22 protein-coding genes are annotated in these 22597 nt (G+C 42.5%); 11 read left to right on the plus strand and 11 right to left on the minus strand.

What is annotated here, in order from left to right; translation table 11 throughout:
* Positions 1-62: 62 nt before the first annotated feature.
* Together fusA and CXF86_RS14595 are read left to right on the plus strand one after the other, a co-directional pair.
* The gene (gene fusA, locus CXF86_RS14590) at positions 63-2096 is read left to right on the plus strand and encodes an elongation factor G (protein ID WP_101092703.1); all 2034 of its coding nucleotides are present in this window, start codon (positions 63-65) and stop codon (positions 2094-2096) included.
* A 116-nt stretch (positions 2097-2212) separates the two neighbouring features.
* Positions 2213-3124, plus strand: coding sequence for a 4'-phosphopantetheinyl transferase family protein (locus CXF86_RS14595; protein WP_102039342.1), 912 nt, complete (start codon positions 2213-2215; stop codon positions 3122-3124).
* 82 nt (positions 3125-3206) lie between these two features.
* Here CXF86_RS14595 and CXF86_RS14600 read toward each other — a convergent pair whose 3' ends face one another.
* Complete coding sequence (locus CXF86_RS14600; protein WP_102039343.1) at positions 3207-5204, minus strand: alkyl/aryl-sulfatase; 1998 nt, start codon at positions 5202-5204, stop codon at positions 3207-3209.
* Positions 5205-5378: 174 nt separating this feature from the next.
* On the opposite strand from CXF86_RS14600, the gene CXF86_RS14605 reads away from it, so the two are divergent.
* Positions 5379-6293, plus strand: coding sequence for a LysR family transcriptional regulator (locus CXF86_RS14605; protein ID WP_101092706.1), 915 nt, complete (start codon positions 5379-5381; stop codon positions 6291-6293).
* Positions 6294-6332: 39 nt separating this feature from the next.
* Here CXF86_RS14605 and queF read toward each other — a convergent pair whose 3' ends face one another.
* Complete coding sequence (gene queF / locus CXF86_RS14610; protein ID WP_180961077.1) at positions 6333-7190, minus strand: NADPH-dependent 7-cyano-7-deazaguanine reductase QueF; 858 nt, start codon at positions 7188-7190, stop codon at positions 6333-6335.
* A gap of 59 nt (positions 7191-7249) precedes the next feature.
* On the opposite strand from queF, the gene syd reads away from it, so the two are divergent.
* The gene (gene syd, locus CXF86_RS14615; RefSeq protein ID WP_102039344.1) at positions 7250-7897 is read left to right on the plus strand and encodes a SecY-interacting protein; all 648 of its coding nucleotides are present in this window, start codon (positions 7250-7252) and stop codon (positions 7895-7897) included.
* Positions 7898-7985: 88 nt separating this feature from the next.
* Here syd and CXF86_RS14620 read toward each other — a convergent pair whose 3' ends face one another.
* Positions 7986-8759 carry a Zn-ribbon-containing protein gene (locus CXF86_RS14620; protein WP_101092709.1) on the minus strand — a complete coding sequence of 258 codons (774 nt, stop codon included), beginning with the start codon at positions 8757-8759 and terminating at the stop codon, positions 7986-7988.
* Positions 8759-9118: a hypothetical protein gene (locus CXF86_RS14625; protein ID WP_101092710.1), complete on the minus strand. Its 360-nt coding sequence runs from the start codon at positions 9116-9118 to the stop codon at positions 8759-8761. Before CXF86_RS14625 ends, CXF86_RS14620 begins: the two co-directional genes overlap by 1 nt.
* A 148-nt stretch (positions 9119-9266) precedes the next feature.
* On the opposite strand from CXF86_RS14625, the gene CXF86_RS14630 reads away from it, so the two are divergent.
* Positions 9267-9638, plus strand: a complete 372-nt coding sequence (locus CXF86_RS14630; protein ID WP_101092711.1) for a DUF3192 domain-containing protein — start codon at positions 9267-9269, stop codon at positions 9636-9638.
* A gap of 32 nt (positions 9639-9670) precedes the next feature.
* Here the strand turns inward: CXF86_RS14630 and CXF86_RS14635 are convergent, their stop codons facing one another.
* Positions 9671-10000: a DUF2789 domain-containing protein gene (locus tag CXF86_RS14635; RefSeq protein WP_308303187.1), complete on the minus strand. Its 330-nt coding sequence runs from the start codon at positions 9998-10000 to the stop codon at positions 9671-9673.
* A gap of 119 nt (positions 10001-10119) precedes the next feature.
* On the opposite strand from CXF86_RS14635, the gene CXF86_RS14640 reads away from it, so the two are divergent.
* Positions 10120-10758 carry a GNAT family N-acetyltransferase gene (locus CXF86_RS14640; protein WP_101092712.1) on the plus strand — a complete coding sequence of 213 codons (639 nt, stop codon included), beginning with the start codon at positions 10120-10122 and terminating at the stop codon, positions 10756-10758.
* On the plus strand, positions 10751-11053 hold the full coding sequence (locus tag CXF86_RS14645; RefSeq protein ID WP_101092713.1) for an Mpo1-like protein: 303 nt from the start codon (positions 10751-10753) through the stop codon (positions 11051-11053). Before CXF86_RS14640 ends, CXF86_RS14645 begins: the two co-directional genes overlap by 8 nt.
* Positions 11054-12364: 1311 nt before the next feature.
* On the opposite strand, the gene CXF86_RS14650 is transcribed toward CXF86_RS14645, so the two are convergent.
* Both CXF86_RS14650 and CXF86_RS14655 read right to left on the minus strand, forming a co-directional pair.
* Positions 12365-12760, minus strand: a complete 396-nt coding sequence (locus CXF86_RS14650) for a DUF3301 domain-containing protein (RefSeq protein WP_101092714.1) — start codon at positions 12758-12760, stop codon at positions 12365-12367.
* Positions 12757-13770, minus strand: coding sequence for a DUF3549 family protein (locus CXF86_RS14655; RefSeq protein WP_102039345.1), 1014 nt, complete (start codon positions 13768-13770; stop codon positions 12757-12759). Before CXF86_RS14655 ends, CXF86_RS14650 begins: the two co-directional genes overlap by 4 nt.
* Before the next feature lie 314 nt (positions 13771-14084).
* Between CXF86_RS14655 and CXF86_RS14660 the strand changes: the two genes are divergently transcribed.
* From CXF86_RS14660 to purU, 4 genes are all read left to right on the plus strand, one after another.
* Entirely contained in the window at positions 14085-14414 is a 330-nt protein-coding gene (locus CXF86_RS14660) for a YqcC family protein (RefSeq protein WP_308303188.1), read from the plus strand.
* A 25-nt stretch (positions 14415-14439) separates the two neighbouring features.
* On the plus strand, positions 14440-15264 hold the full coding sequence (gene truC, locus CXF86_RS14665; RefSeq protein WP_101092871.1) for a tRNA pseudouridine(65) synthase TruC: 825 nt from the start codon (positions 14440-14442) through the stop codon (positions 15262-15264).
* Positions 15265-15542: 278 nt separating this feature from the next.
* Positions 15543-16007, plus strand: a complete 465-nt coding sequence (locus tag CXF86_RS14670) for a flavodoxin (protein ID WP_101092717.1) — start codon at positions 15543-15545, stop codon at positions 16005-16007.
* Positions 16008-16485: 478 nt separating this feature from the next.
* The gene (gene purU, locus CXF86_RS14675) at positions 16486-17319 is read left to right on the plus strand and encodes a formyltetrahydrofolate deformylase (RefSeq protein WP_102039346.1); all 834 of its coding nucleotides are present in this window, start codon (positions 16486-16488) and stop codon (positions 17317-17319) included.
* Positions 17320-17375: 56 nt separating this feature from the next.
* Here purU and CXF86_RS14680 read toward each other — a convergent pair whose 3' ends face one another.
* The 4 genes from CXF86_RS14680 to map all read right to left on the minus strand — a co-directional run bounded on the left by CXF86_RS14680 (position 17376) and on the right by map (position 22538).
* Positions 17376-17717, minus strand: a complete 342-nt coding sequence (locus tag CXF86_RS14680; RefSeq protein WP_102039347.1) for a DUF3718 domain-containing protein — start codon at positions 17715-17717, stop codon at positions 17376-17378.
* Between the two features lie 215 nt (positions 17718-17932).
* Positions 17933-18757: a 2,3,4,5-tetrahydropyridine-2,6-dicarboxylate N-succinyltransferase gene (gene dapD, locus CXF86_RS14685; RefSeq protein ID WP_102039348.1), complete on the minus strand. Its 825-nt coding sequence runs from the start codon at positions 18755-18757 to the stop codon at positions 17933-17935.
* A gap of 34 nt (positions 18758-18791) precedes the next feature.
* The gene (gene glnD / locus CXF86_RS14690; protein WP_101092721.1) at positions 18792-21347 is read right to left on the minus strand and encodes a bifunctional uridylyltransferase/uridylyl-removing protein GlnD; all 2556 of its coding nucleotides are present in this window, start codon (positions 21345-21347) and stop codon (positions 18792-18794) included.
* Positions 21348-21557: 210 nt separating this feature from the next.
* Positions 21558-22538: a type I methionyl aminopeptidase gene (map, locus tag CXF86_RS14695; RefSeq protein ID WP_257985373.1), complete on the minus strand. Its 981-nt coding sequence runs from the start codon at positions 22536-22538 to the stop codon at positions 21558-21560.
* Positions 22539-22597: the final 59 nt, after the last annotated feature.

Raw genomic sequence — 22597 nt, forward strand, 5'->3', positions numbered from 1 at the left:
AACTCCGGAATATTGTCTTATTGAAAACACCTAAGTTTAATAATGTGACAAAGGAGGCCGTTATGGCTGAGTTCAACACTGAGCAGATCCGCAATTTGGCTGTGCTCGGACACACAGGATCAGGAAAGTCCTCGTTATTAGAAGCATTGCTGTTTCGTGCGAATGCGATAACCTTAAAAGGCAGGGTCGATAAGGGCACAAATCATGCTGATTTCACTGCCCAAGAAAAATCCCATCGCCACAGCTTAGAACCTTCATTTCTCAATCTTGATTACGCCAACCACCACATCAACCTTATCGATACTCCCGGTTTACCCGACTTTTTCGGCCGTGCACTGTTGCCGCTACCGGGTGTTGAGTCGGTGCTATTGGTGATCCATGCGGGTGTTGGTATTGAAACCGTTACAAAACGTGCATTTGAAGCAGCGCGTAGCCAAGGCAAAGTCGTACTCATTGCGATTAACCATATTGATGGTAATGAAGCTGGATTAGCGGAGTTATTGGGTAATATTCAGCAACAATTTGGCCATCGTTGTCTGCCCATTAACTTGCCCAATGCCGCAGCCGACCAAGTCGTTGATTGCTATCTTCATTGTGATGAACAAGCTGAAACCGCCTTTATCGGGGCACAGGCCGCCCATGATGAGTTAGTCGATACAGTGCTTGAAGAAGATGAGCAGCTTATGGAGCTGTATTTGGATCAGGGCGAGTCGTTAACGCCAGAGCAGCTGCATGCTCCGCTTGAGACTGCATTGCGTATGGGGCATCTAGTGCCCGTTTGTTTTACCAGTGCAGAACAAGATATCGGCATAGGTTCGTTGCTAGAACTGTTAGTGAAATTACTGCCAAATCCACTTGAAGCCAATCCGCCGCTATTTGTTAAAGGGTTTGGCAAAGATGCTGTGCCGATCGATGTCAGCCAAAGTCCAAATGATCACGTATTAGCACATGTTTTTAGGGTGTCAATTGATCCATTCTTCGGCCGAATGGGTGTATTTAGGCTTTACCAAGGCACGTTAAATATTGGAATGAAATTGTTTGTTGGTCACGGACGCAAGCCCTTTAAAGTGAGCCATTTGGCTAAGCTACAGGGGGATAAACTGATTGATGTTAGCCAAGCCATTCCAGGTGATATCTGCGTGATAGCCAAAATTGATGAACTAGAAGTGGGCGCAGTGTTGCATGATAGCCACGATGAAGACGAGTTTCATCTACCTGAAATTAAGCTGCCTCAGCCCATTTTTGGTTTAGCCGTATCACCAAAGCGGCGCGGGGATGAGCAAAAAATCTCCGAAGTGCTGCATAAATTAGTGGCGGAAGATCCCAGCCTTCAGATTAGACGCAGTGAAGCACTGGGACAAACTATTTTACAAGGGCTGGGGGATCTCCATCTGCAAATAGCATTAGAAAAAGCGCAAACCTTGTTTAATGTCGATATGGACACAGATACACCAGCCGTCGCTTATCGAGAAACAATATTGGCAGAGGCTGCAGCCCGTTTTAGGCATAAAAAACAATCAGGTGGTTCGGGGCAGTTTGGCGAAGTTGAACTTAAGGTTGAACCACTGCCACGGGGGCAAGGGTTTGAATTTGTCAGTAAGGTGGTGGGAGGGACTGTACCGAGTCAATATATACCCGCAGTTGAAAAAGGCGTTCGCGAAGCCATGTTAGCTGGCGCGCTTGGCGGGTTCCCTATGCAGGATATCAAAGTCACGGTATTAGACGGCAAACATCATAATGTTGATTCGAAAGAGATAGCGTTTGTTATGGCGGGTAAGAAAGCCTTCATTGATGCAGTTGCACTGGCACAACCTGTGATTTTAGAGCCTATTGTTGATATGCAGATCTCGGTAGAGCAAAGTCATGTCGGTGAAATCACGGGTGACATGAACGCTTCTAGGGGCATTATTTGTGGCACTCAAGCTAAGGCTAGTGGCATTGTTGTCGTGAGCGTTGAAGCACCACTGGCGAATGTTGGCGATTACTCCACCAGGCTCAAATCGATGACGGGTGGCGATGGTGTCTTTTCGATGAGTTTTAGTCGCTATGGCATTATTCCTGATAAAGCATTTAAGGCTTTGGCGTTAATTGAATAATCAGTATGTTATGTAATATCTTGTGGGGCTGCACGCTATTTTGCGGTATGCCCCTCTGTTGTTTTGCGGTAAAAGAGGCCACAATGATCCTATAAATCACCGTTATTGAGCTGTCGTTGTCTAACTCTAATCCTCCCTGCGTAAACTTGTATTTCTGCCCGTTATCATCTTCATTGATTAAGAGTGAAATAGCGGCGACGATCCGCTCGTGGTTACCACAAGATGAAATTGACAAGGTCGATCGTTATATTCAGCAAACCGCCAAAGTACAAGGTTTGATGGTTCGCGGATATTTACGCGCATTGTTGTCTCACCATGGAAAATTACAGCCTGATGAGTGGCAATTTGAATATGGTGAAAAAGGTAAACCGCGGTTAACGCAAGCTCAGTTTGAGCGAACAGGAATAGATTTTAATCTTAGCCATAGTGGCGATTGGTTGCTGTTAGCTATCCATCAACAGCCTGTAGAGGACAAGATTCCATCGACACTGGATCTGGGAGTCGATATTGAGCGCTGCCGCACAAGTACCAATATCCATTCGATATTAAATCACTACTTCTCTGAGCCAGAAACCGCCGCGTTACTTGCTTTACCCAATGAGTTACAGCGTGATCGCTTCTTTGATTTATGGGCATTGAAAGAGTCTTATATCAAGGCTAAAGGGTTGGGTTTAGCGTTGTCGCTTAAATCGTTTGGCTTTGATTTAAGCACAATGGAGCAGCGTATATTGGCACTTAAATCGAGCGAACACACTAAATTTGGACAGTTAAAATCGGGATTTAGTCAGCAGATGGTGTTCAAGCAGGGGGTTGCTTTACAGCTCTTTAGCAGCAAAACAGAGGTGATGGTTGCTGCTACAAATGACACGCTGGTGGAGGAAGCGGCCAATTGGCATTGTGCTTTGGGACATTTGGATGACGATTATCGCTTTGCTATTAGTGTTAAAGGGCTAAGTTGCCAACACAAACCCATCGAGTATGACGCAGAAATAGCCTCGATTAATGATGTCGTTAAAGCGATGGCTTAGCGCTGGGGAAGCGGTGTCAATATGGCTGATAGAGAAGGGACGCGATATGCGTCCCTTGTGATGTGTTAGCTTTCTTGGCTTGTTATTTCCTAGGTGTTGGCACAATTTCAAATTCTGGATTGAATTCCACCATGCTGCCCGCTATTTTACTAAAGGCTGTTTTGTCGCCTGTAATTTTAGCATCACCCGATGCCAGTAGTGCTTTGAGGGTTGTCTTGCCAAGTAGGATTTGGGTCACGTCTGATTTATTGACGATGAGGTTAGCATCTGCTGTTTGTTCATCATCCACCACATTGTTACTCAAGTTACCGTTGCTAAGCTCAATGTAGAGAATACTTTTGGTATCTGGCGTGATGATGTTCATCTTCACTAGACCGTGTTTCGCTGCTTTTTGGCTATCGATTTTCACGGCTAAAAAATCGAATAAGGTTGGCATATCCATCTCACTAATCACATCTGCTGATGCTGTTTTAGGAGCCCCTTTTTGAATGCCTACACGCAGCTCTTGGGCGCCAGTTAAGTAGATGTTTCTCCAGCCTGCACCTTCAGATTGATAACCTAATTGCTCATAGGTATCGGCTAAAAGTTGTCTTGCTGTATCATTATTAGGATCGGCCATAATGACTTTGTTTAATGCTGTAGCAACAAAGCGATACTCCCCTTGGATGTAGTCACTTTGGGCTCGTTTAACCGTTGCTTCCGCGCCCCCCATATACTCTACAAACTTGGCAGATTCTAACTTTGTTGTTAATGGGTTTAAGTTGGCAGGGTTCATATCAAAGTAACCTAAGTACTTATTGTAAACCGCTTTGGCATTATGGCTATAGGTGCCGTGATAACCGTTGGTGTGCCAGGTTTTATAGACAGTCTCAGGAATAGTCGCTTGTATTGCATCGCCAATATCTTGAATGCCTACGCCATTATTGGCCAGCCTTAAAGTTTGGTTATGTACCAGACCATAATTATCACGTTGTAGGCGCAAGAATTGATTGACCTCTTCATTGCCCCAAACTGGCGCCGAATGTGCAGAAAACAGTACCTCAACTTTGCTGCCAAAGGCAGTGATCATTTCGTTGATATCTTTTGACCATTTTAGTGCGTCACGCACTTTTGCCCCGCGTAAGGTGTAGATGTTATGCATACCTTGGTAGGTCAGTTCGCCGCTCCAAAGTGCATTCTTTGAAGGAATAAAAGTTATCATCTCAGATTCTGCTTCAGTACCTGATGCATCCATAAACACCATTTCAAGCCCATCTATCTTAAGCGTTTCCCATTTGCCTTTGCCATTTAAGGTGTAGTCTGGTGCGACATAGGTGATTTCACCTTTTGATAAACCTTTGCCCAACGCGGCATCGACAATACCGTGGTTATCCTTACCTAAAGTGGCCCCATATTGATAAGCTGCGCGGCGACTCATCGCGTTTCCAGCCAGTACGTTTTCATCAACAATCTCTTTGGTGATGTTGTGTGATCCATAGACTTTCACGTCAGGAAACATCTCTTGAACGCCGCGAGCACCACCAAAGTGGTCAGCATGACTATGAGAATAGATCATGGCTACCACAGGAAGATCACTGCCTTCTGGCAAGTGTTTTAGTGCGAAGGTCAGTGACGCCTTAGCCGCTTCTTTAGTCAGTAATACATCGTAAGCAATCCAACCAGAATCGCCCTTAATGAGAGTTAGGTTTGATAAGTCTGTCCCGCGTACTTGATAGATCCCGTCGCTCACTTTATATAAGCCATTAGGCACCATATTAAGTTGAGCTTGACGATAAAGTGATGGGTTGACCGAATCGGGGGTTTGCTCACCAATAAAGGCAAATTCAGCGCGCAGAATGTCTGCAGTCGCTTTATCAAATTTTGCGATAAGATTCTTAGATGATTGCTCAAATGCGGTGGTATCTGCAAAGTTGAGCGTTTGGGCAATGGCTTGGTTATGCTTAATCGTATCTGCAGTCGCGGCCTTGCCCTCATAGTGCACGGTTATATGGTCGTGTTCATGTTGTGCAGCATTTGCAGTTGAAGACAGGCCCAGTGTTACGCTACTGATGATCGCGATTGTAAGCGGAGATATTTTCATTGTGATTCCTCAAAGGTCGTTCATAGAAGGTTCATAGCAGGCTCTTAGCTGAGTAGGGGAGCCTGAACCGAGTCAATACAAATTGAATTGAGGCTAGTGTAGAGTGCTTGTGTTATTTAGTAATTATCGCTAGATTGCTAATTAATATTCACAGTGTAAATAGTAATGAGTCATATGCCGCAGACAAAACAGTTTGACCTTAATCTATTTCCGGTATTTCTTGCCGTGTATCGCTGCCGCTCATTTAGCCGCGCCGCAGAACAACTTGATTTAACCCAATCTTCAGTCAGTAATGCGATTAACCGCCTTAAAAAACAGGTAGATGAAGAGTTGTTTAATCGTGTTGGACGCGGTGTTGAACCTACAGCTGCCGGACATGATTTATATCAACAGTTGGAGCAGCATTTCAATGCTATTGATGGTGTTGTTGCGGGTTTGGAGAAGTTTGACCCTAAAATACATCAGCGTGAATTCTACGTGTATGCCAATGAAGTGATAATGCAACTATTGCAAGCGCCAATAGATAAGCTGACGGCTGACTTGGCGGTTGATATTATCTTTAAGGAGCCGCCATCCAATGAGGAGCAGTTACAGTCTGACTTGCAGTTTGAGCGTATAGATCTTGCCGTTGACATAATGAGCCAAATACCAGTGGCGTTAAATGCAGCCCTGTTGATGCGCGATAAGTTGGTCTGTGTGGCGAGAAAAGATCATCCAAGGATCCAAGATACACTTAACGTTAATGCCTATTTTGCTGAAAAGCATGTCATCTTCAAAATGCGGCGCTCAAATCTAGCCATCGCGGAACTTTATAGCGAAGCCGTCATGCCGCAACGTAAAACCTATAGTGAGCAATCGTCGCTACTGACCATGTTAGCCACAGCATCAAAAAGCGATGCTATTGCCATCGCTTCCACTCATTATCTTAAAGAGTATGCTGAGCTGTTTAATCTGACGCAATACCCATTGCCTTTTGATACAAGGCCAATTGAGTACCATATGATTTGGAGTAAAAAGTTGCAGAGCAATAGCGCCAATGCTTGGCTAAGAGAGATGATAGCTTTACAAATGCAGGCGCTAGAGACTTAAAAAATAAAACCGAGCATTAATACTCGGTTTCGTTATGTCTTATTGTCTTGCTAAGCGTTGGTTCTCAGCTGGGTTTTCAAAATCGCTACGATAGGGGTTGATATCTAACCCGCCACGTCGAGTGTAACGCGCATAAACCGTTAATTTTGCACATTGGCAGAAACGTTTTAAGTCGACAAAAATACGCTCGACACATTGCTCGTGAAACTCATTGTGCTGTCTAAATGAGATCAAGTATCTAAGCAGTTTTTCGCGATCAATTTTAGGGCCTTGATAGCGGATCATTACCGTACCCCAATCAGGCTGAGAGGTAATTAAGCAATTTGATTTAAGTAGATTAGAGGTTAGCGTCTCGGCAACCATCACTTTGTCATCAACACTGTCGACAAGGTAGTCTGGGTTAAAGTTGTAGTCGCTGACTTCAATATCCAAATCATCGATACAAGTGCCTGGTAGTTCTACAATACGTTGATGGCTAAAGTTTTTCGGTTCAATTACTTTAACGCTAACATCACCTTGTGCACATTGGCATAGATCTTTGGTCAAGGTAGATTGAACCGCTTCAACATCATCAAATTGAGTTTGGTTAAAGCTGTTCAAATATAACTTAAACGACTTAGACTCAATTAGGTTGGCACTTTGAAAGTCTAGGCTAAACTCCGCGATGGCGACCATTGGCTTACCTTTGGCATTTAGCCATGAAAGCTCATATCCGGTCCAAATATCACAGCCGTGAAACGGCAGTTCGGTAGTAAGGCCTATTGCGTCACGGTTCAACTTACGCGGCACGCCCTGCAGTAAAGACGCATCATAATGTTCTTGGTAGCCTGTGGACTTTCCTAATGTAAGCTCTGAAAGTTCGGGTGCGTCACTATAGGGATCATGATGTTGTGTCATCAATACGGTTTCCATGTCAAAATAGACTCTTATTATAACTGATTTTGGGATCGGCTTAAGTGTCTTCTTTACCTGCTCTGGATATTTTTTTAAACGACTACCAACAAGCCTACTTAGATGCGTTGGGAGAGTACCCTCGATATTATGCGCAGCAACAAGCGTCAGAGTGTATTTTGGGCGATGTTGACGTTGGTTCTGAAGAAGCATTGCAATGGAAATCAGTCTCGCGTGACGTGCCGGGTGTTTTTGATAATGTCGAACATGCACTAGAGCTATCTTTACATGCCGATCTTAGTGCATTTTATGGGGCACATTTTGCAGCGCCATTGATGTTTGACTCACCTTGGGGAACGGGAGAGTTATTGCAGGCGTGGAGCCAGACTGATTTTGAGTATCTACAGCAGAATATCATCGGACATTTGATGATGAAAAAGAAGCTCAAACAAGATCCTACCTGGTTTATTGGTGTGTTTGATGATGAAGATAAGATGATCACTATTAACAATACCGATGGCAGCGTTTGGATTGAAATCCCTGGGGAAAATCAGAGTAAAAAGTTAGCAGATTCGTTAAATGGTTTTATCGCTGAGCTTACGGCGCGAGTGACGCCACCGGTTAAGCTGGTGGAAGAAGATATGCCAGTACTCGATCACCCAGGTATTTGGCAGCGTATGAAAATAATGTGGCAGAACTTACGTGGGAAATAGCGGGTAAAATTTAACGCTAGAAGCTTAAACTATTAGCTTGAAAGAAGAGGTCTAAATTGCACTGCAATTTAGACCTTTTTTGTCTCTTTTAGAGATGATCCCAAGAGATATTCGACACGATACGGCATGGTTCGCAGCGGAAGTGAAACATATCCAATAGCGGCTCATCTAATAGCCAGTGGTCACTACCACATTTTGGACAGCAACGTTTTTTCTCATTGGCTAGGCTTTCTCCACCAACGCGATAAAGATAGTAATAGGTTGGGATTTTTGTCAGGAATTCAACTCGGCCACGCAAGTCCCAGCCGCGTCTAAAGAGGTCACTTTTGTGGCTGGTTAGCTGCTCAAGTGCTGCAAACTCGGCTTTAGTCCCCGCGGCCATTTGTATTTCATCACAAGCTTGCCATTCGGTTTGCCAGCGGATCAGCCGTTTATGATCGCCATTGGCTGTCGCTGGTACTTGGTAAAGTGGAATTGGCTGCAGCGTATCACCATTTCTTAGTGGCGAGCACATATGCACATAACTGGTATAAAGCAGCTGCCAACTTGGTGTCTCTTGGCTAGACACTTCTGAATTGATATCTTGGCCAATATACTTCTCGCGAGGAGCAAGTAGTTTAGCGTCTGTTAATTCAATTAAGGTTTTCTCGACCCAAGGGCTATTAAATCGCTTGGCAAGGCTACTTTTTTCTGGCATCAACAAGCGAGCTCTAAACTCACCGTCATTGAAAGCGACAGCAAATTCTCGACCGAGTATTTGACCATTGGCGCGATAAGCTTCTAACAAGCCATTAATGGCTTTTTCGGCGGCAGTGATTGTCGTGTTATCGAAGCATTCAAATCTTAATTCAACAACATGCATTATTTCTTGGCTCCACTAGCATTAAGCGATGCTGATTCAAGCGCTGTTAATCTGTTGATTACGGCTTGATAGTTGGTTTTAAGGGTTAACAGCTCCTGCTCAAGTTGCGTAATTCTTTGCTGTTGTTGAGTGTTGGTTGGAAGTTGCAGAGGTGCTTGCGCTGATGCGGTTAACTGCGCCTTAGTCGGGATTGCGGCTTTGTCTACAGCATTCATCGATTTGTACTGTTGTAAGCCTTGGATCAAAGTCAGCATTGCAACACTGACACCTAGCTTAGTTTTAATTAATGCAAGAGTGGGTTTTTTACCTTCATCGCTGAGCTGTTTGGCGGCGCAGAGTACTTGGTCTAGAGGGCTCATCGTTGGTTAAATTCCTTACTCATTAGTATATTTAGTTCATTAACAGTAATTAATTAAAATTAAATCATTATTAAACAATGCTTTAACATGTGGCATGTAGTTTGCTTTAATGATATTTATAAAATCAATATAAATACAGGAAGTTAATGTGAAGAATAATCTACTAAGTTTAGCGTTTTTTGGGATAGCAAGCATAGGGTTAACTGGTTGCGTTATCAATGTAGGTGATGGTGAATCTGATTGGGATAACAATGGAGCTTGGGAGAAAATCCAAGAAAGTAACCGTGACGGCCTATCGAGGATCTCACTGGGGATGTCAAAAGAGCAGGTGACAACGCTAATGGGTACTGCTGATTTTAATGAAGCCTATATCCAACAAGATAAAGAAGTGCATGTGCTGTTTTATCGCACACAACGAGTTAAGGGCGACGGCAAGACAACCAAAGATGAGTGTACTCCCGTGGTTATTAGCAATAATGCCGTTGTTGGATGGGGCGAAAAGGCCTACACCAAAATATAATTATCTTTCTATATTTCTTTAATATGGTGAAGTTACTTTCTTAATAGGGTGTCTAAATGGTCAATTAAATCCGACCATTGGGCATCTTCCGCTAATGCCTCTGCTAGAAAATGTTGCTGTGATATTGTCCAAAATCCCGCTTGATGAATAAGCAGCCCTTTAGTAATCGTATGTTTTCGTATAAACAGTTCAATTGCTTTAGCATCACTTGGTAAACCGAGCTGTTGAAATAGATGTTCTAGATCCAAAGGGGTGGTGTCCATGATTAACGCTCCGTTGCTATCGTGTTGCTTCCAGTATGGTAGAAAACGACCTAATCCTCCAAGTTTAGTATCGATACTTTTTGACACCCAATTACTCATCAGATGCTCGTTTTAGAACAACATTAAAGTTCTGACAAAGTGAATGTTGATTATTAATTGCACTTTTCTATGGGCTTGTTACATTGGTATTTATGTGATCTAGGTCAAGGAAAATAACAATGGAAAATCAAATCATGGAAGAGTGTCGAGCGGTCTATCTAACGGCTGAAGATTTACGTATTGCCGCCTCAATTCTTTACAATGCTTACCACGATGATCCATTTTTTATGGATGCACTCTATGATGATGACAAGGTGCAATATGAGCAAAAACTGCGTGGCGCTATTCGTGAAGAGTTAAATGCGCTGTGGCAACAGGAACAAGGGTTAATCGGCATGTTTTCTGGAGAACGACTGATAGGGGTTGCCTGTATTGCCACTCAACAAGTCCCGCTTGGTGAAGCCCGTTACTGGCATTGGCGTTTGAAAATGTTGATAAGTGCTGGTTGGCAATCGACCCAAGCTTGGATCAAAAAAGAACACCAAATTATAGAAAACCTGCCCAATAGTCGTTGCGGTATTTTGCAGTTCATTGCTATATCAACAAATGAGCAAGGCAAAGGTTACGGTAGTCAATTAGTTAAAACAGTATTGAGTTGGTGTGATGAACAGTTGCAGCTTGATGGCGTTGGTGTGTTTGTTAGCGATCCAGCACATATTGCATTATTTTCGAATCATGGTTTCGACAAATTGGAGGATCTAGAAATAGGCAAGGTGACGGGGGAATTGATGTTTTATCGAGGCCAGACTAATGACTAAACGTTTTAATAATTTCGCTGAATTCTATCCCTTTTACCTGTCGCAACATCAAAATATAACGTGCAGAGCGCTACACTATATTGGCAGCTCTCTGGTTATCTTAGTGACTATTTTCGCGCTCTATTCAGGGCAATGGTTACTGTTATGTTTGTTACCCGTCATTGGTTATAGTTTTGCTTGGATTGGGCACTTTGTATTTGAAAAGAACAAACCGGCGACATTTAAATATCCCATTTATAGTTTAATGGCTGATTGGGTGATGTTATTTGAAGCCTTTTCAGGCAAGAAGAGATAAAAATATCGGATTCGGATGTCCTTGGCGTAAGAGATCTCTTACTTTTATGTGGGACATCAAATGGTAATACTGTTGATATAGTCACTATAGATAGTCTTAGTTGTTTATAATCAGTACGTTATGTAAATCCCTACAAGTTGCGTAAATGTTACGATCTTGAGTGTTTGCTAAAAGACTGTCGCACTGGACTGATAAGCGTATAAAGTTAACTCAAGCAATCAATTGGTAAGCCTTGTTAGCGATAGAGTTCGCTGTAAATCATCATTACCATTTTGATTCTCAAGTTTACATATTTAGTGAGTGGATAGGCCAGCTGCTAGTTTAAGGATAAGTTAGCAGCCATTGGATATAGATATTTTAGTCATATCTAAAATTATGTTTAGTAGTTAAGGCTAACCTTATTAAATAGTTAGGTATTTGCAGGATGCAACTAGGACAACCTCAGGATGAGGATTTTGGCTTAGGACAAGCTAATAAATGGATTTACAAGGAAGATGCAGGATGCACGTTAAGCAAGGATGATGCAGGGAGCACATATATAGCGGGAAAGCTAAAAAGAAGCTAGATCAGGGCGTACCGAAAGGTACGCCCTTTCTTTTATCTTTGATAAATTGCTCGGATTTATGTGAGAGATCTCTTACAGCTTCGTGCGAAATAAGGCTGATTACTTGCTGGTAACGAGTAGGTTTTTATTTAAAATAGTTTATAAACAGTGGCTTATGTTATTATTATTGTATGACTAAAATGTGACTGCATGTTAAATGTTACTTATTGAGCCAATTTTTATGGGATTTTAGTTTATTATTTGATTGTGCAAGGAAGCATGACAGAAAGGATTTACAGATTAGGATGATCTAAGAGTGACGGAAGGATCCGCACTTAATATGGATAACTATCAAGGACGAGGCTTTCAAGGAATGATTGCCAGAGCGACCAAGGAGTGGTTAAACATTCCAGGATGGAAAGTTTTACTGCCTAGGAAGGTAGGATGCTACGGATAGTGAATGAATGGATTCTCAAGGATGATATTGGACACGCTTAGGATGAGCAAGCTTAGTAAAAGGATTACTGAGTAACAGGGATGAGTATCGAAAGATACAAGGAAAGAAAAGGAACATGGACGACGCAGGGAGCACAGTTACGCATGGATGGTGCAAGGAGCATTAAAATAGCAGGATGAGCTTACAAAGAAATAGCGAAAGCGCGTCTCCTATGGAGCCGCGCTTTTTCTTTGCCCCCAATTTGTGCTTTAGCGCAAAGATGAAGGCAATGGGTCCTGTTTAACCTAGACTGGGAATACTCTCAGCCTAGTTACTTACACCCACCAGAACTACAATTGCTTTTAGAGCGACCACCACAGCTTCCGCCGACAGACCCACGAGATTCTGGTGCATCATGCCATTCAGGTTCCGGAAAAATAGGCCACTGTACTTTGTGGATTTTTTTACCGTGCATCCACAAGCTTCCGCTATATTGATTAATGCCATCGGTACTAAATTCAAATAGGTATTTTACTTTCCAAGTGAAACCAGTACTGCCACCGAAGCTTGGCTTTGCTGTTTCCTGAGCGATGGCAAGCAGTTGTACCTTTTGTTTTTGGCACTCTTTGGTTGCAAAAGTACGGCTCATTTCCGCCATTTGCCTTAACTGCCAAAAAAAGGCGGCGATAACAACTACCGCTACGATTAATAAGAAATCTGTCATCATGCTTTAATTACCTTAAATAAGCCGCCAATAGCTGCAGAAAGCGCTGCACTTCGGTTAGGGTTTCGCAATTGAGTTAACAGTTGTGTGCGAATTAATGGAATAGCCACAATATCAGCAAAAATCTGGTTAAAGAAGTGTTGTTCTTGTTTGGCAAGTGCTTCTAAGTAGATACTGAGAGTTGGTTCATCTTTTAACGCTGACCAATTTCGAGCAGCAATGGTAATCAACATATCTGCGGATAAACCATTACAGCTGGCTAAATAAGCGATCGCTTGCTGACTTTGCTCAGGGTGAGATGCTAATGCCCTTAAAAGGTAAGCTTGGCTTTCTGTGGAAGCTGCAGCAAACTTTTCGAAAAGTTGTGTTGCGAGTTCATCGTCGATAGTTAGGTGCTCTAGGCACTGGCACATAGCAATTTGTACTTCTACTGCCGCGCGATCGAAACTGGCATTAATATGCTGTTGATGATCAAGTTCAGCCGCTCTAACACAAACATCTGCAATGCCCTGCATTCCGATGCTTTGCCAGTTTTCAGCTGGATGTTGTCCAGATAAATATTGATGAGCAAATTCATACTGGCTAGAGGCTTTTTCACCGAGTTGTTTTCGCACTAACGCGTTAAATACGGCTAACTTTTCTTGAGAAGGCTTAAAGTTAAAAGGGTGGTTAGCGAGTTGCTCTTGCTGCTGATCGGTTAAAGGTTGGGTCGGGTCTCTGCCTAAAGCTTCAATTATCATCTTGATGAATTGAGTGCGCGGCGCTGGCGAAAGCAAGCCACGTTCATCGAGCGCTAATTTTATAAACCAAATATAGTGTTGTTGGCTTGCATCCCAAAAGACAATCGCAAACTGAGCATGTCCCTGAATTGGAGAGGGATAAGGCGTGAGTAACGCTTCAATTTGCTGAAACGCCACCATATCGATATGTTGAACTCTACGGCCCATATCATAAACTTGGAATTGGGTTTTGGCCGTTTTAAGAAATTGGCTAAGGGTCGTTATTTCAGTCATATCGCTATCGAGTCAGTATTAATTAACCCACATTATAGGGATAACTGCGGCTAGATGGTATGATCTGATGCTAAATTTCATTTAGTAGTTTAAATTCTAGTTGGCAGTCGTTTATTGCACTGGAAGTGAAGGTGCTAAAGACGAGATTACGCTAGCACGGCCTAATAAATGCTCTTTCTAATTGTACTATTCATTCTCAATTCCCCCTGTGAATCTGTACTTATTATAAGCCTAAGTTAACCAGCAGAAAATGTTCTAAAGGAAAGAAAGCTAAGTGGTATAGGCCATTTGGCAGGCCTATTCATGCAACAGGAGTGTTAGCCTTGTTAACCTATTTGACCCGACAACAGCTTATTAAATTGCATGATGAACTCGTCATTGCTGCATTATGGAGTGCCACTCTACCGTCTGAAAGCGCGATGCAAAGTAGCGCGCCGTTTGCCTGTGATACCATGGCATTTGAACAGTGGCTGCAATTTATTCTAATCCCTAAAATGCATTATTTACTCGATAGTGCGATGCCGCTACCAAAAGCGATAGCGATTGCCCCCATGGCGGAACATGTATGGGCTGGCAAACCTGAATTTTGTCGCATAATTAAAACCATTACAGAATTAGATGAGCTATTAAGTGAAACAAACTAAAGCTGAATTAACCCAACCAGATGAGATAGATGAGGCGCAAGAGCTTACTGAGCTTGAAGAGTTAGGCCTAGAAGATGAGCCTGCACCTTATATCGAGATTTTATTTGAAGATGATGATGTTGTCGCTATTCATAAGCCTGCTGGCTTATTGGTTCACCGCAGTTATTTAGCGAGGCGAGAACGGTTTTTTGCTATGCAGCTAACGCGGGATAAAGTGGGGTGTCATGTTTTTCCTGTGCATCGCTTAGACAGGCCCACATCGGGTATATTGTTATTTGCTAAAAGCAGTGAAATGGCTAAGGCATTGTGTGAACAGTTTGCTTCTCATACGATTGATAAAGAATATTTAGCCATTGTTCGCGGTAATATGTATGACGCTGCAACCCTAGACTATGCGCTAAAAGTGGAGTTGGACGATTTAGGTGATAAAGATGTGGACCCCAATAAAGCCGCGCAAAATGCGGTGACTTCATATCGACCTATACTCAATAGCGAGATCCCTTTTGCCTCAGGTCGTTATGCAACGAGTCGATACGCACTGGTCCATCTTTCTCCACACACTGGGCGTAAACATCAATTGCGCCGTCATATGGCACATTTACGCCACCCTATACTTGGGGATACAACGCATGGTGATGGTAAGCAGAATAAATTTTTTAGAGATCATTTTGGAGTAAATCGATTGTGGCTCATAGCTAAAAAACTCAGTTTTAACCATCCAAGAACGGGCGAACGAGTTAATATTGAAACCGAGCTCGAGCAGGAATGGCTAGACTTGTTTGAAGGGCTAGGATGGCAAGAAGAGGCATTGTCTAATGCTAACAATGCCATACAAGTCGCAGATAATTAAGAGGTAGGCTTACAGCTGTCTTTTAACTCATTAGTTGAAGTTTGTTCATTATTATACGAGGCTTTCAAATATTCTAGTTGTTTTACGGTATGGAAATAGCACATTCTTCTAATATGTGCTGAACGATTGAGGTGTTTACGGTGTTTTTGTCTGCAAGAGTGTCTCATTACGGCTGGTCCTCGTACACATTCACTTTTAATTGCTGCATTGCTTGCAGCAATGTTCATCGATACAGTATGTTAAGGATATAACTAAATGGCTTTTAGGCGAAGTAAAACATGAAAAAAGTGAATCTAGTTTTTGGAACAGTTTACGGTGGTGCGCAATATGTCGCAGAAACTTTACAACAGGCATTAACAGACTTAGGGCGTGAGGCTGTTTTGTATCAAAGCGACGAACTTGTAGGTTTTGTTCCGCCTCAAGATGAATTGCTATTGCTGATATGCTCGACAACAGGCCAGGGCGATCTTCCTGATGAGATCCAGTCATGGTTTTACGATATGCAGTCTAAAGCCCCATATCTGCCGGAACTCAAGTTTGGCGTAATAGGATTAGGGGATTCAAGTTATGAAACCTTTTGCGGTGCAGCTGAGCAACTAGCAGCGCTATTCGAAGAGCTTGGCGCAACACGTTTAGGTGATTTCTTAAAGATTGACGCCGGAGAAACCATGGAGCCAGAAGTCGAGGCGTTAGCATGGTTGCCTAGTTGGAATGAGCTCATTGATAAAGATCTAGCGGCTTAACTTTTTTACCCGTCGCCAAATAGGGACACCCTTTGGCGACGGGTCACTAAAATAATACTTGATCACGCTTCTGTGATCACTGAGCATCAAATACAGATGTCATCAAATGTCAGTTGCATTACATTCTAGATGTATAAATATTCACTTTCACTCAATCGACTATTAAGCCAATTTCACCTCATTTTCTATTATTTAACATTTTCTAGAACAGCTTACTTACCTTATATCTGCCGGGATTATAGCGATATTTTTGGTGCCAATATTGAGTGATTAAACGGCGTAGCAATCGCTGATGAGTCTATTCGCGCTATAGATTGATGGTTATTCATTAAAGTGGCTAAATAACTAATACTTTAATAATCGATTTGCTATTTGTCGGTTTATTATTTAGCCAAGGTTGTTTTCATCAATCAAGCCATTTAAATTAAACTTGGCTCATGTCACTTAAGATATGCGCAATCTGACCGCGAGAAAACCTATGGAACGTAAGGTACTGATGATTGACTGTGCCGATGCGCCAGGACTTATCACTAAGATCACGGGTGTGTGCTTTTCCCATGGCCTCAATATCGTTAAGAACAGTGAATTCGTAGATAACGCTCAGGGGCGTTTTTTTATGCGAACCGAACTAGAAGGGCTGTTTGAACCCGTTAGTTTGGTAGCTGAATTACAGAGCGTGTTACCAACAATAAATCATACTAAGTTGGTTGATGTCGGCAAAAAACGTATTGTGGTGATGGTGACTAAAGAGGCACATTGCATTGGTGACTTGCTGATTAAATCGTATTCCGGTGCGCTAGATGCTGAGATTGTTGCCGTTGTCGGTAACTACGATCTGTTAGCCCCTTTGACTGAGAAGTTTGATGTGCCATTTCATTATATTAGCCATCAAGATATGAGTCGTAACGAGCATGAGCAAGCGATGTTGGACGTTATCAATGGTTATAAACCCGATTACGTCGTACTCGCTAAATTCATGCGGGTATTGACGCCGGAATTTGTGGGCCAATATCCCGATAAGATTATTAATATTCATCACTCATTTTTGCCCGCTTTTATTGGTGCGTCACCGTATAGACAGGCGTGGGAGCGAGGCGTTAAAATTATCGGTGCTACGGCTCACTTTGTGACGAACTCTTTGGATGAAGGTCCCATTATTAAGCAAGATGTTATCCCTGTTGATCACAGTTATAGCGTGGAGGCACTGTCGAAATGTGGCCGCGATGTCGAAAAAAGTGTACTCAGTAAGGCATTGCAACTGGTCATTAACGAAGATGTGGTGGTATACGGGAATAAAACGGTGGTTTTTTAGTATTCGTGGTCAATAAAAAAGAGACTTTTGTCTCTTTTTTATGCCGAGAAAATAATTTAAAAATTAACAACGTAAAGATCGTCATCTTGCTCCGTTTGTGCAATATCCTTAATTGTTACAGTACCTCTAGCATAGGGCGCAATTTTTGCTGCTGTTTTATCAGCACCTGCATTAAGCGCAAAGTTATAAAATGATTCACCATTACAAACCAGTTTTGGGAATATTCGGCTTTTATTTATGCGGTAACTCTTCATTGTGCTGTTAAATTGATAGTTACTGTTGCTAGCACCTGCTTTACAGACCGATACGAGTGCGGTTTCCATTTGAGGTGTCATTGCTGCATTGGCGCTAAAAGTCATTGCTAGCGCGGTGCCTGCTATCACGAAGAATTTAATCATGTCCTGCTCCTACTCTTCTATTTTTGGGGTCTCCATTGAGTAAAGCTCATTGCGTGTAGAATATTGTTACCATTGTGTAGCGAACTGTATCAAGGTGTGGAGTCTGGATCATTGTATGACTCTGGGTAACAAAATGTTTCATTCGAGCAGTGATTTTAGCAATGCATAAAAAAACCCACTAAAAAGTGGGTTTTTTTATGGCGTAATCGAACACGTTAATCAACGATGCGTAATAGCTCGTTAATGCCAACTTTACTGCGTGTCTTAGCATCAACTTTTTTTACAATGATAGCGGCATACAAGCTGTATGTGCCACATTTAGAGGGGAGGTTACCAGAAACTACGACAGAGCCTGCAGGAACTCGACCATAATGAACTTCACCCGTCTCACGATCAAAAATACGCGTACTCTGGCCGATGTAAACACCCATTGAGATAACGCTGCCTTCTTCAACAACCACGCCTTCTACAATTTCTGAACGTGCGCCAATGAAACAGTTGTCTTCAATAATTGTAGGACCGGCTTGTAGTGGCTCCAAAACGCCGCCAATTCCGACACCACCTGATAGATGTACATTCTTACCAATTTGGGCACAAGAACCTACAGTCGCCCATGTATCTACCATAGAACCTTCATCAACATAGGCGCCTAGGTTTACATAAGAAGGCATCAATACCGTGTTACGACCAATGAATGAGCCTTTACGAACCGCAGCAGGCGGGACTACTCGAATAGCTTCTGCTCTGAAGCGAGCTTCATCATAGTCGGCAAATTTCATTGGAACTTTATCGTAGTACTTTGTTTCGCCGCCATCGATAACAGCGTTATCAAAGATACGGAATGAAAGTAACACGGCTTTTTTTAGCCATTGGTGAACATGCCATTCGCCATCAATTTTTTCTGCGACTCTTGCTTCGCCTTTATCTAGCATTGCAATGACTTTCTCAACATCTGCGCGAACACTGGGTTCTACTGATGCTGGGGTTATTTCAGCGCGAGCTTCAAAAGCCGCCTCTATACGTTGGCGTAAAGCCTCCATTTACTTCTCCCGGTATTATTGTTTATCAATATGTTTAAAGTGCACTGGTGAGTGCTTCTCGTAATCTTATCTGCTGCGCTTCATTTAACTGCTCGCCTTCGGCAGTTTGCAATAGAAAAAAATCTTCTGCTCTCTCACCTATGGTAGATATTTTCGCGGCTAATAATCGAGTTTCACAGCGATACAAGACTTCGCCAACTCTTGCCAGTAGGCCTGGTGAATCTAATGCAATGAGTTCCATCATACTTGTACCATGACGACGGGTAGGAGGGAAACTGACTTGAGTCGCAACTTTAAAAGGTTTCATCTTTCTTGACAGATTTCTGAATTTTGGTAACTTTGGTGTATCACTGCTTAAGGCTTTAATTAACGTTTTCTTAATACCTTGGATCCGCGATAGCTGCGAAACTGGCTTGCCATCTTGTTCTAAAATAACAAAAGAGTCTAGTGCATACTTATCTTTTGAGATCATGACTGTAGCGTCATGCACATTAATATTTTTATTGTCCAAAATTGCCATAACAGTGGCGAATAGTTTGGGTTTATCTTTACCATAAACAAACAGTTCAGTGCCGCCTCGGGTAGTATGTTTAGAGATCAATACTAAGGTTTCATCATTTTTGTGCTTAATGATTGATTCGGCGTGCCATGCTATTTGGTTCGGCTGGTGACGCAAGAAGTAATCAGCTTTAAAGCGTTGCCATAATGTATCTAAATCTTTCTCTTTAATACCACGGCGTATTAGGTCCTTTTTAGCTTTAGCTTGGTGTTCACGCACACGCGCCCTGATATCAACGGGTTTTTCTTTGCCTCTTGCTAATACCCGTTGTGTTGAAAAATAGAGATCACGTAATAGTGAACCTTTCCAGCTATTCCAGGTTTTTTCATTAGTGGCACATATATCCGCCACTGTTAGGCAGTAAAGATAGCTGAGGTGAACGGTGTCACGGACTTTTTCGGCAAAATCACCGACGACATCAGGATCTGATATATCGCGTCTTTGTGCGATGAATGACATAACAAGATGGTTCTCTACTAGCCAGCTGACCAGTCGTCCATCATGGTCGTTGAGCCCATGCTGTTTGCAAAACTCCAGAGCATCAACGGCGCCTAACTTACTATGGTCGCCACCACGACCTTTACCAATATCATGAAAAATAGCCGCTAATACCAGTAAACCTTTTTTAGGCAGCTGGTTAATGAGTACCGAACCAAGCGGAAACTCTTCTCTCTGCTCTTGTTGAGAAAATCGATCGATATTAAGTAGCAGTCTGTGGGTGTGCTCATCTACGGTATACGCATGAAAAAGATCGAACTGCATCTGTCCTTCAATACGTTTCCAAGCGGGTAGGTAAGCAGACAAAATACCATGATTATGCATGAGTGATAGCGATACAATACCGCGTGGATGACGCAATATTTCCATAAAGAGTTCACGGCATCGTTCATCGCAGATCAGCGGTTGTGTTAGGGTTCTTCTGGCCAGTCTTAGGCTGCGTAAAGTCACCGCGTAAATAGACTTCACATTAGAATTTTTGGCAACGCATAGGAACAATCGAAGAATGTTTTCTGGCGTATCAAACAAGTCAGGATGAAGACTTTCTATGAATGCTCCTCGTCGCTGGAATTGTTTATCAATCGGTATGACTTCTAATGCTTTAATATGGCCTAACGTTGCGCGTTTAAACAGTTGCAATAGCATTTGGTTAAGTTCCATTACCCGCCTGACGGTGCGGTAATAGCGCTTCATCATCTGCTCTACAGCGAGTTGGGTTTGGTCCTCATATCCCATTAAATCTGCAACTTGTCGTTGCAAGTCAAACAACAGTCGGTTTTCATCTCTGCCTGATATTAAGTGTAAGCAGCAGCGCAGTTGCCACAAAAAATCTTGGCATTCGAGTAACTCTGCTAACTCATGAGGCTCTAGAAAGTCATATACGACAAGATCTTCTAGCTTGTTAGCATTAAAATGCCGCATCGCGACCCAGGCTACGGTTTGAATATCGCGTAACCCGCCTGGGCAACTCTTTAAATTGGGCTCCAAATCAAATGCGTTGGCTTTAGTGTGACGGGCTATTTGTTCGTCACGTTTAGCGACATAAAAGTCGCTACTGGACCAAAAATCATCTTGGCGAATATTATAATAAAGAGTGTTAAATAGTGTTTGCGGACCGCATAGTAGGCGAGATTCAAGTAGATTGGTTGCGATAGTAATATCAGAACGACCTTGCGAAAGGGTTTCATCTATGGAGCGCACACTGTGACCGACTTCTAGACCCGCATCCCAAAGGAAGGCGATAAAAGCACTCAAGGCTTGTTCAGCATCGACGGTTAACTCACCGTCGGTAAGAAACAGCAAATCGACATCGGATTGAGGGTGTAATTCGCCGCGCCCATAGCCACCAACTGCAATGAGTGAAATAGGAAATGCTTGTAAACCATGCGTAAGCCACTCTTTCTGTAATAGAGCATCGACATGCTGGCTGCGCTCACTCACGATCGCACGAATATCTGATTTATCATTAAACGAATCTAATAATGTGCAGTTTAAATCGATAAGAACACTTTTTGCTGTTTGGGCACTATTCATTATTATTTTCTTTAATGCGTGACTTTATTAGTGTGATTATCTATGCAAAAAAACTAAATTTGAAGGGCTTTATGACTATAAATCATATCGGGATTGTGAAGAGTGAGGTCTTAAGGGCAACTTACTTAGTAGATAGCTTGGCGATGGTGTTCATTAATACAAAAGTAGGCGTGATGAATCACGCCTATTAAACTTATTCTATTCAGTTGCTTAGTGATTAATTATGCGAGGTAAATCTTTTTCTTCTTCGCGTAAAGTAAGCACTTCGACACCGGTTTTAGTGACAAGCAATGTGTGCTCCCACTGTGCAGAGTTTTTGCCATCTGATGTGGTTACTGTCCAGTTGTCACTCTTGTCGAGGACACTGGTGTGACGTCCAGCATTGATCATTGGCTCGATGGTAAAGCACATACCTGGGCGAAGCACAGTTTTGTCATTATTCTTATAATGCATGACTTGTGGTTCTTCATGGAATACTGCACCGATACCGTGACCACAATAATCGGTCACTATGCTGTATTTTTCTAGCCCCGTTTTTTTAGATTTAATGAACTTTTCTATTAAAGTGCCAATCTCACCTAACTTCATACCTGGGCGGACTTTTTTAATACTAGCATAAAGGCTTTCTTGAGCTATACGGCAAAGACGAGCATTTTTAGGGCTAACATCACCGATTAAAAACATCTTTGAAGTATCACCATGGTAACCATCAACTATCACAGTAATGTCGATATTGAGGATGTCACCGTCAGCAAGAGCGGTGTCATTGGGAATACCGTGGCAAATAACACTATTCACTGATGTACATATAGATTTCGGAAAACCATGGTAATCAAGTGGTGCCGAAATAGCGCCGTTATCTTCAGTAAAGGTTGCGCAAATTTCATTTAGTTCGTTGGTTGTCACACCTGCTTTAATATGCGGTGCAATCATTTCGAGTACTTGGGCTGCAAGTTTCCCTGCGACGCGCATTTTGTCAATTTCTTCAGCTGTCTTGATTACTATGCTCATTCTTATGTCTCTTATGTCTCTTATGTCTTTTGATTGGTCGTCTTGCTTTGGAAGTATTATACCGCAAAAAATCCGCAAATATTTGTGCTTTTTTTCTAAATATGGTATAAAGCGCGCCGTTATGGTTGACTCTTGACGTTCCACTTCATGTGGGAAGCTAAGCGTTAATCTGGCCGCCATTATACATGGCTAATGCTAAATACTAAATCACACACATATCGACACGTTCTTCGGGGTGC

Origin of the sequence: Shewanella sp. GutCb (genome assembly GCF_002836135.1) — a bacterium.
Lineage (GTDB): Bacteria > Pseudomonadota > Gammaproteobacteria > Enterobacterales > Shewanellaceae > Shewanella.